Here is a 10,420-nt window from a genome sequence, read left to right as displayed (position 1 = left end):
CCGGTAATATCTTAGCATTCAATAGCATTTTATCGCACGGTACACGCCAGCGAACGGGTAAGATAGCGCGGCAGGTTAGGTCACCCCACCGGTACAAAGGAATAACCATGTCACAGGTATTATTGGTCATCGATATGCAGCAGTTTGTCAGCCAGCGCATCGCGCAAGGTATCGGTTACTACCCTACCGATAGTATTGCCCATATGCGGCAACTGCTGGCGCACTACCGGGCCAGCGGCGGGCCGGTTATCCATATCCACCATCACACGCCAGCGGCGGGAAGTGCGTTACAGGCCGGCTCCGTCGCCGCCCTACCGGTTGACGGCTTTGAGCCACAGGCGGGCGAGCCGGTATTTATCAAGCACACCTCGTCAGCGTTCAGCCAGCCCGATGTGCTGTCTTACCTGCGTACCCAGCGGTTGAATGCGATACAGGTCATCGGCGCGGTGGCCGGATTTTGTGTCAATTCGACGGTGCGCGCCGGGGCCGATGCCGGTTTTGACATGACTATCGTGTGCGACGCCGTCATCAGCTTTGACCTTGCTTCGCCACCGCTCACAGCCCAAACCCTTCACGAGGTCACGCTCGGGCTGTTGGGTGCCGATTTCGCGCGCGTCACCACCACCGAGGCATGGCTGGCCGCACACGAAACGGCATAACGCGCGCAGGCTCAGGCCGCGTTCATCTGGGCCAGCGTGTGCACCACAAAAGTACGCGTCTGTTCCACCTGGTGCAGATAGCCGTTTAACAACGCGGTGAAACCCGGCTCATCGAGTTTATCGAGCGGATACTGGGTACACAGGCGCAGATTGTCATACTCATCAAGTGCCAGCCAGCAACCGCGCATGGCTGCCATTTCAAAGTTCAGCAACAGCATCAGACGATAAGTGCTGTTGCGCGTGTCGCCTTTCAGGCTCGCCATCTGGCAGTGCAGCAGGAGATTGTCACTCTGGGCGGGCACTTCTATCACGGCGGCTTCCTGCCCGTCTGCGCCCTTGAGGACGCAGACGCCGTTATCAAGCGTCAGCCGGGTTTTGGTAAACTGGCTGAAGTGTTGCAGCAGACGCGCTGCATGGTGTTGTGCGGGTGTCATCACGGTGTTCTCCTTGATTAAGTGGGTTACGATTTCGCTATCGCCATGCCCTGCTGATGTAATTGGTTAATCGCCTGCGAAACCTCCGGCGTCGCTTTGGCTATCGCCCCTTCCAGGCTAAAGCTTGCCGGGCTGTCTTGATTCTGGCCGTAGCTGAAATTGATTTTGCCCAGCATCTTGGTCATGCTGACATCCGCGTTACTTCCGGCACTGACAATCGGCAGCGGGAAGGTCAGCCCCTCTTTGTTTTTCACCGTTTGGGTGAAATCTATCGATTTAATGCGCAGGTTATTGCTGTCACGAAAGAGTGCGACTATCTCGTCCTGACTTATCGGCGGGCGTTCAACCTGATTTTTCGCTGCGAATTTTGTCGGCTGACGATCTTGCCTGAGCCTATCTTCAATCATCGCTTTCACGTCATCTTTGAGCTCCAGGCTGACGCCTGCGGTGGCATTGGTCAGTGACTGCATCTGTTGCACCACGGCTTTCAGCGCCGGGTTCTCTGCCATAAAGCCGTGAATTCGTTCGGCGTTTGTCGGCGGTAAATTGTCGCTCACCAGCTTGCGTAGCGCATGAAAGACACCGTTACTGTCAAGTTTCGACAAGTTGGCATACGAGGTGCTGTAGCTGGCGCTGTCGAGCGTGACGCTCTGTTTTTGTGCCGCCTCCTGCTGGCGTATTTTGGCCTGTAGCCCCTGAATCGCACCATACTGCGCATCGCCTGCTGGCGTTTTCGCCTCAAAATGCTTGCCAAGAATCAACAGTTTTTCGGTGATGTTTTCCTGCGGGGTTTGTCGCTCGCCAACGCTCAACGCTTTCACGCCTTTTAGCACCTGCTGGGTTTGCGGGTCGGTGAAATTCTTCTCCAGCGATGAGATAAGGCTGTCCATATCAGCGGGCTGGAGTGCCTGAGCCGGTTTGAATTGCATACTGATGCTGTGGTTGGTTTTGGTATCGACCGTCATCGTGGCTGAGGCCCCAACCGATAGCGGAGCCGTCCAGCTGCCGTTGGGGTCAGGCTTGGTTATCCCGGCAAAGGCCGTCGCGTTCGCGCCGACATTCACCTGATTTAAAAACCGCACCCGGTTATTGGTGGTGGTATTCTGTTCGGTGAACTGACCGCGCACCGTGCTGTGCTCGTGGCTGGCAGACATCAGGTTTGCTCCGGCATTCATGCCGAGCGACAGGCGGGCGGCAGAGGTCGGCACCTTGCCTTTTTGCGCCGCTCCGGGTTTGTCGGCCAGATTCACTTCGGCGCGGGCATCCGCCGTCAGCGCGGCATCCACATCGAATTTTATCGAGAAACCTTCTTTAACCCGGTGATCGTTACCCTTCTGCACCAAATCGAGCGGATTGATTTTGCCCTCGATCAGGTTGTCGATAAAACCGGGCAGTTCCTTTTCACTGAGGGTGAATTTCAGCCCGTTTTGCTGCACCGTACCCACGCCGGCGGTAATACTGCCGCCAAAGCGTAAATCCAGCGCCAGCGTGTGTTTTTTATCATCAAAATCAAACCCTTTTTTAGCGTCATTCGGTGACTGGCCGGTGGCGACCCCGGCCTTGACGTTCAGCCCGCCATTACGGCCAAAATTCACATCAATACCGTTATCGCCCCGGCTAAAACTCAGGCTGTAGCTGCGATCGCCGGTTACGCCACCGCTGGGGACAATCTGAAACGGCGTGGTATTCAACATCACCTTGGCTTTGGATGGCACATACGCAGTGCTGATACCCGCGTTATAGTTACGGTTCACTGCCAGGCTTTCGCCGTTATCCAGCGATAAGAGGGTGTCTTTCAGTTTACCGGCCAGCTCAGCCTTGTTACCGGCTTCCAGCGAGGTACGCGAGGTGAGGCTGACGGCGCTGTTGTCATTACCAAATGCCTGGGTAAAGGTTTTCACCGCATCGTAATCGGCTTCCAGTTGGCCAAACCGGGTAAAGCCCATATCGGTGACTTTTTTCACCTCGTTACCGCCGTATTTTTGGTCACGCAGCTCGCCAAGCGCCGCCTGAGCGGCTTGCAGGTCTGCCGTCGTCGGCTGTTTACCCGATAAGCGCTCAAGGTTATCCACCATGCCGTGCAGGTCACTGGCGGTCATCACATCCAGCGCCAGCCGTGATTTGGTTAATGCCATAGCATCCCCCAAATCGCGGTGCGCCCCGTCTGCTACCTTGTCGCTCTGATAACTCATGTTCACATTCTTATGCACAAACGTGTTGAGCAGCGCCGCCGCTTTGCTGTCTTTGGATAACGGTGCGGCATTCATGACTGTCGAGAGCGCCACGCTCAAATCTTTGCCGGATCGCTTATCGTTAAACGCCTGTACCACCGCTTTCAATGTCGAGGGCGAGAATGTCTCATCCACCTCACCGCTGCTTTTAAGTACGCCCTGATGTTTACCCAGCATTGACGCTGACTTTGCGGCGCTTTGTTCCAGTCTCTGCTGGAAGGCGGTGATTTCATCCAGCAGCGGCTTACCGGCCTCGCCCAAATCCAGCTTTGCCAGCCGACTTTGCAAATCTTCACGCCTGGTGCTGCCAGTGTGTGATGTCACTGCGTTTTCCAGCCGTTTGAACATACCGGCCTGAGCGTCATACACCGCGGACAACCCCTCACGCCCTTTAACATGGTGTTGGGCAGCATCAATCGGTTTTCTGACCATCTCTTTGAGGGTTTCTTTGCCATATGCACTCAGCTTGTCAAGAAAACCGCTGTTGAGCTTGCGCCCTTCCATACCGGCATTGCCAAGCACCTGCGCCTCAAGCTTACCGGTATGATGCGTGAGCGGAATATGTACTGCTTTGGTGGCCTGCGCCAGCCGGTCATACATGGCAGCGGCGGCGCGGGGTTCACTGCCCGCAGGGTTCGCCGCCACCGGCGTGCTGGCTTGCCACTCGCCACCGGCAAGGTGATGAAGCTGATGGTCGCCGCCAGACACCGCAACCTCATGATTGAGGGTAGTGGTCAGGTGCTCAAGCTTGCCCGCTCCTGGTGGGCTGACTGGCTGCCATTGCTGATGCTGGCGCGCGTCGGCATTGCCCAGCAAGGCCTGACTGTCGAGCCTGAATAGCTGGCCTTCTTTGTTGAGGGCAAACAGGTTGTGGTCTTTATCCAGCGCCACATCCTGAATCTCCCCCTGCAAGCCAGCGGTGGGCAGCGGCTGAGGCGGCAGCGCCGGGCTGCGCATACCCGGTTCACTTACATGCAGGTGCAGCACATTTTTATCATTCGCGGTCACAAACCGATTGGCATTGATTACCGCCAGTGCCGTCGTGCCCGAGCCCTTTTGCGGCCCCGGCAACGGGTCGCCTGCCGAATGGGAATTGCGCCCCTGAGTCAGCGCAAAAACGTTGTTGTCACCGTGGTTAACGCTGTCTGCTTTTTGGTTGACAGACAGTTTCTTCACCTGGCCGTCGTCAAGTACGTAGGCTTGATTATCCAGCCCACGCTTCAGCTGGCTGGCCCCGACATCGGTCTTCGTCCAGCTCTGGGTGGTGTGGTCAAGGTAGTGAATTTTGCCGTCATGCAGCGCCATTGTGCCCAGGCGACCCATGTCCATCGCCTGATGCGCGGGCGGCGCTTGCTTTAACAGCCCGGTTTTATTATCCAGCACCAGCGCATCGCTGAGGTTCCAGCCGGGTTTAAAGCCTGCGCCCTCACCCGCATCGGCCCCCTGCGCCAGCACCGCCAAATGCTTTTGCCCACGGGCATCGTTCACCTGTGCCTGCATTTGCCCGCCTTCACCGGCAACAAAATGCTGTACTTTGTGTGTCTCGCCAAAGGCCGCGTGCAACGCCGGGCTGTGATAAGGCTCCAGCTTCACATCGTGGCTGCCATCCTGCGGTAATGTGCCGCTAAACACGTTGCCTTCATCATCGGCGATAAATAACTTGTCGCCCTGCAATCCAACCGCTTTGGCATTCACCTGTTCACTGCCACGCGCCAGAGCCTGCTCTCCCCCCAGTTTTAAATGCAGCGGCTGATGCTGCGAAGCCGGTACATCGAGTTTTGCCAGCAGGTGAAGCTGCGCAATGCCGTTTTCCTGCTCCGTCAGCACCGCAACCTTGCCTTCGGCATTGGCTGAAAACGATTTGATTTTGTCGGTAAACGCCGCGGAATCCTTCTCCTGAGAAAGGCCGCTGAGAGTGCGATCGTCTTTCACGGCATACAGTTTGCCATCAGCCTGTCTGGCAAGCTGGCTGTGCGGTGTATCGGTTTTTTTCTGCCAGCCGTTATCAGCACTCAGGCTGTAGAGCGCATTATCCTGCACGCGAAGTTTTTCATTGCCGTGGGCATGGTCGGTGTGCACACCGGTCAGTAACGACTCGACCGTCTGCCCCGGCGCAGGCAGCGAGAGGGAATGCTCCGTATGCGGCGCTTTCACCGAGGCACGCAGTTCTGCATGACCTGCCTCCAGCGTGTAGCTGGCAGGATGTTTGCCTGATAACGCCTGCGCCGCGGCCCCTGCCTGCGTCGGGGTACTGCTGTGCACCGCCACCAGCGTATCGCCGGATTGTTGCACACTGAACAGACGGCCACTTTTATCCATCAGCGCGTGCTGGCTGTTGTCCGCACTGGCCTGATGCGCCACAAACGGCAGGCTGTTTTTACCCAGCGTTTGTAACAGCAGCGTTTTGACCTGCTCACTGCCGCCCTCGCCCAGTTGCAGTTTTCCGGCCGCACTGAGTGACATTGTCACGTTGCGGTCAGCCTCTCTGGCGGGCACCTGTTCACCCGGCGACGCACTGCCTGATGATAGCGCCCGGGCTATCGCACCTTGCATGTCCCGCAAATTAGGTGAGCGCCCTATCTGTGAGCCTTCATTTTTGGTGAGCGCCGGTTGCTGGCTGAGCGGCGGCGTAGCGACCCGTACCCCGTCTTGTTGCAGTGACGGTAAACCAGACTGGCCGGATACCGATGAGGACGCGCCCTGAGTCAACGCATGGCTCTCTTTGGCAGCGGCACCGGGAAGATCCGTTACCGACGGCTGACGCTGAATATGATTGATATTGCCCAACATTGGCCTGCTCCCTGTCTTCAAGGTGAATGGGGGTGATGATGGCTAAGTGGCATACCCATCCCATCGGTTCCAGCCTGCGCCGATTTTTGCCCCACCCGCCAGACCTCCTGCGTGCACAGGCACAATCACAGGAACCGTCGCCCCATTTTGCCTACTCAGCAAACAGCGGCATTCGCCGTGCATCTGCCGGTTATTTGATAGCAGGCAGCCACAATGTAATGAAATCGAGGTGAAACCATGGCGGATATCAATATCACGCTCAGTATTCCCGGCGCGGGCCTGAACGGCGGTTTAGGCGGTGTGGGGGGCGCAGGCGGTACGGATAGCCTGAGCAACGGGCTGGGCGGTAATGGTGCGGGCGGCAAAAAATCGACGGCACAAGAAAACCAGTTGCTGGAAGCGCTGGCGGTTGTGCTAACCGCACTGTTGCCCAATTTGCTCAACGGCGCAGGTGGACAGGGTAACGGCGGCGCAGCGGGCAGCGGACTGGGCGGCGCAGGCGGTGTTGGCGGCGGCGCGGATAGCGGACTGGGCGCAGCCGGCGGGGCCGGCAACGGATTCGGCGCGGATACCGGTAATGGACTGGGGGGCGCGAGTGGCGCAGGCGGCGGGCTGGATAGCGGCCTTGGTGGTGGGTTGGGCAATAGTGCCAGCGGCAGTCAGGGGCAGAACGGGCTGACCGATATCCTGACCAAACTGCTGGATATGCTGATCCCCAAAAACGGCGCATCGGGTGCTCAGGGTACAGGGGGTACAGGGGGCGCAGGCGGTGGCGATGGTCTCTCCGGTGCACAGGGCGCGGGGGCAGCGGGCGGCACGCAGGGGCTGGAAGCATTAAGTAAATCCCTGCTGCAAGACACTGGCGCGAATGGACTGGGTAATGGCATCGCCCCAACACAGGACGGCGGCGGTCAAATCAGCGACAACCCGTTGTTAAAAATTCTGCTGGCGCTGGTGGCAATGCTGATGGAGAGCCAGAAAAACCAGTTTGGCCAGCCACAAGGCGGGGCCGGTGGCGGTGCTTCAGGCGGCAGCGGTGCAGGCTCCGCACCGGTTAGCGCGCCAGGGGGCAGTGCGGCGGGGAATTCTCCTGCCAGCTCAGGCACCACCGCACCTGTCGCCAATGGCACCGCCCCTCAAACAGGCGGCGTAAGTGCCGTCAACACGGACAATAACACCCAGCGCTCTGGCAGCAATACATCATCCCCTGGTGGTGATGCCCTGTCAGGCCAGGCTCCGTCACCGTTAGCATCCGGCGCAGGGGCCGCCATTCCGACGTTCTGATCCACGCGGTGCCCGCCCGTTTTGCGCCAGAGTGGAACCCGGCGGGCATTTTTTTCACTCACCTGATGGTGGAGCCGTTGTCTGTCAGGCATGACGGCATACCACCCTTTCGGGAACGGCATCTCAATTTCTGGGTTAATAAAGAGGCGAATTATGGCGGATATCAGCATCACCATCAGTATTCCCCGCACCGGGCTTAATGGCGGTGTGGGCGGCACAGACGCGTTAAACAACAGCGGTATCGGTAACAAGGGCGGAGCCGGCGCGCCGTCCCAGGGGCAGGATAAACTGTTACAGGCGTTAGCCGTGGTACTCAGCGCATTACTGCCGGGGATGGCAAATAACGGCAACGGACAGCCCCCCGGTAACGACCCGCTGGGGCGCAGCAGTGATGCGCTCGGCGGTCAGGGAAATGGCGGTGTGGGTGGCCTGCCGGGCAATAGTAACAGTAATGGCAGCAATGGCGGCCTGCCTCATAGTCAGGCAGGCGGTTCACCGGGGCAAAATGCACTTGGCGACCTGTTAACCCGACTGATGGATATCCTGATGCCCAAAGACGGCAGTCAATCCGGTCAGGGGCTACAAAATGGCGCTGGCGGTGGCCTTTCTGGCACACAAGGAAGCGGTGGAGCCTCCGGCTCTGGCGCAAGCTCCGGGCCGGAAGAGTTAAGTAAATCCCTGCTTCAGGATGCCGGTGAAAGCACGCTCGGTAACGGTATTTCGCCCACGCAAGACGGTGGCGGACAGATCAGTGACAATCCGCTGCTCAAAATTTTGCTGTCCCTGATAGCCATGATGATGGAAAACCAGAAAAACCAGTTTGGTCAGCCACAAGAGGGTGGCGGTAACGGCGGCGGCGCAGCACCGTCTGCCGCGGGCCCGGCCATTCCGTCCGTGGGTGGCGGTAGCGGCAGCAGCGCAGCACCGTCTGCCGCAGGCCAGGCCACTCCGTCCGTGGGTGGCGGTAGCGGCGGCGGCGCAGCACCGTCTGCCGCAGGCACGGCCACTCCGTCCGTGGGTGGCGGTAGCGGCGGCGCAGCACCGTCTGCCGCGGGCCCGGCCACTCCGTCCGTGGGCGGCGGTAGCAGCAGTGCGGACACGGGCAAAGCCGGAGCCGTCGCGTTTCCGGTGGCGGATAACGCTAACGCGATTGTGGTCAATAAACCCATCACAGTCGGCCCTGGTGAAGTGTTTGATGGCAAAGGAAAAACCTACGTTGCTGGGCCAGGCTTAGGTGACGGCAGCCAGAAAGAGGGCCAGAAGCCGCTGTTTGAAGTCGCTAATGGCGGCAGCGTGAAAAATGTGATTTTTGGTAATAACGCTGCCGATGGTATCCACCTGCATGGCGACGCCAAAATTGATAACGTGCACTGGACCAACGTTGGCGAAGACGCCCTGACGGTGAAAAGTAATACCGGCGGCAAACCGGCGAATGTGACCATCACCAACAGCAGTGCGCAGGGGGCATCCGATAAGGTGTTCCAGTTAAATGCGGATGCGAATTTCAAAGTCGATAACTTCAAAGTGAAAGATTTCGGCACCTTCGTGCGCACCAACGGCGGCCAGCAGGGTAACTGGAATCTCAACCTGAGTAATATCGATGCGCAAAACGGTAAATTCTCGTTTGTGAAAAGTGACAGTGAAGGATTAAACGTCAACGTCAAAAACGCCAATCTGGATAACGTCAACAATCACTATAAAGTGCCTAAATCCACCCATTTGCAGGTCAGCTAAGAGGACACGCCCATGAAGACACAAGACACCCCTGCCCGCTGGACGGATCTGGTTGAACACGGTGGCTATATTACCCCGGCACAACGTCAGGCGTTTGAGCGCGCCATTCACATGGTGACGCGTCGCCTGAGCCTGGTTTTAAACCAGAAAGATCTGCCACGCACGGGTCAGTTCGATTTCGATACCTTTGTCGATTCGCTGGAGGCTGATTTTTTAAACAGCGTGGACAGCACCCTTGACCCGGAGATCAACAGCGACGTCGGCCAAACTGCCTTCTGGGTTATCCGCCAGATTGCCGACCACCTGATTAGCCTGCAAAAACAACGCCACGCGTACTAAACCAATGCCTGGCCCCCTCGCGCCTGCAACTCGATGAGAGCAGGCGCAGGGGGGCACGGGTAAGGTTTCCCTTCAGCGACGCTATCACCCTGTTGCCAGAGGGCAACATAAATCAGGATAACGTCAAACAGTACCGTTATGCCGCCACCTGTTATACCCTCACCGCCATTATTCTGTTGCACACCTATCCCGCCTCGCATTGATCAGGAGTTCACCAAATGAGTACAGTACAGCGCGCCTTAATTATTGGCGCATCACGCGGATTGGGGCTCGGTATCGCCAGCGCATTGCATCAACAGGGCTGCCATGTCAGCGCAACGCGCCGCCATGTCTCGGCCAGCACCGATGCGCTGCCAGTACACTGGCTATCACTTGACATTACGGATAGCGCACAACGTGAAGCCTGCTGCCAGGCACTGGCACACGACAGGTTTGACCTTATCCTGATAAACGCTGGCATTTACGGCCCGGCACATCAGGAGCCTGCGGCCATCACACCGCAAGCCGCGCTGCCACTGTTTCTCACCAACACTCTGGCTCCTATTGCTATGGCCTCGGCGCTCTTAGCGCATCTGGCCCCGCAGGCAACACTCGCTTTTATGACCTCACGGCTGGGCAGCCTGACGGAAAACCCGCAGGCGGAGTTACCATTTTATGCCGCCAGCAAAGCGGCACTGAATATGCTGACTCGCAGCCTGCATGTTGCACTGGCAGACCGCGACGTGACATTGCTGTCACTTCATCCAGGGTGGGTACAGACCGATCTGGGCGGGCAGGATGCACCGTTGAGCATTGAAACCAGTGTTAACGGCCTGCTGGCACAAATTGCCCGTTATCAAGGCCAGGGCGGCCATCACTTTGTTGACTACGCAGGCACGCCACTGGCCTGGTGAAACCGGCTCGCCATCACACCGCACCGCCGATGGCCCAACCACCGCATAGCCGCTCA

At 58.1% G+C, this 10,420-nt stretch carries 7 protein-coding genes; 5 read left to right on the top strand and 2 right to left on the bottom strand.

Annotation, left to right across the window (positions count from 1 at the left end; translation table 11 throughout):
- The first annotated feature begins 107 nt into the window (after window positions 1–107).
- The gene (locus DAQ1742_RS08900) at window positions 108–659 is read left to right on the top strand and encodes an isochorismatase family protein (RefSeq protein WP_035342470.1); all 552 of its coding nucleotides are present in this window, start codon (window positions 108–110) and stop codon (window positions 657–659) included.
- Window positions 660–670: 11 nt separating this feature from the next.
- On the opposite strand, the gene DAQ1742_RS08895 is transcribed toward DAQ1742_RS08900, so the two are convergent.
- Window positions 671–1,093 (bottom strand): type III secretion system chaperone, encoded by a 423-nt coding sequence (locus DAQ1742_RS08895; protein WP_035342473.1) that lies wholly within the window; start codon window positions 1,091–1,093, stop codon window positions 671–673.
- A 26-nt stretch (window positions 1,094–1,119) separates the two neighbouring features.
- Entirely contained in the window at window positions 1,120–6,114 is a 4,995-nt protein-coding gene (locus DAQ1742_RS08890) for an AvrE-family type 3 secretion system effector (protein ID WP_067487007.1), read from the bottom strand.
- 237 nt (window positions 6,115–6,351) lie between these two features.
- Between DAQ1742_RS08890 and DAQ1742_RS08885 the strand changes: the two genes are divergently transcribed.
- The 4 genes from DAQ1742_RS08885 (at window position 6,352) to DAQ1742_RS08870 (ending at window position 10,364) form a co-directional block, all read left to right on the top strand.
- Window positions 6,352–7,398: a hypothetical protein gene (locus DAQ1742_RS08885; RefSeq protein ID WP_035342479.1), complete on the top strand. Its 1,047-nt coding sequence runs from the start codon at window positions 6,352–6,354 to the stop codon at window positions 7,396–7,398.
- A gap of 153 nt (window positions 7,399–7,551) precedes the next feature.
- On the top strand, window positions 7,552–9,132 hold the full coding sequence (locus DAQ1742_RS08880; RefSeq protein WP_180706287.1) for a pectate lyase: 1,581 nt from the start codon (window positions 7,552–7,554) through the stop codon (window positions 9,130–9,132).
- 12 nt (window positions 9,133–9,144) lie between these two features.
- A complete protein-coding gene (locus DAQ1742_RS08875) occupies window positions 9,145–9,471 on the top strand; it encodes a hypothetical protein (protein ID WP_035342485.1) in 327 nt (108 codons plus the stop codon).
- Between the two features lie 218 nt (window positions 9,472–9,689).
- Window positions 9,690–10,364 (top strand): SDR family oxidoreductase, encoded by a 675-nt coding sequence (locus tag DAQ1742_RS08870; protein WP_035342490.1) that lies wholly within the window; start codon window positions 9,690–9,692, stop codon window positions 10,362–10,364.
- The last annotated feature ends 56 nt before the right edge of the window (window positions 10,365–10,420 follow it).

This window comes from Dickeya aquatica, from assembly GCF_900095885.1.
Taxonomy (GTDB): Bacteria; Pseudomonadota; Gammaproteobacteria; order Enterobacterales; family Enterobacteriaceae; genus Dickeya; species Dickeya aquatica.
The sequence above is the reverse complement of the archived record's forward strand: the minus strand, read 5'-3'. Positions and strand labels throughout refer to the sequence as shown.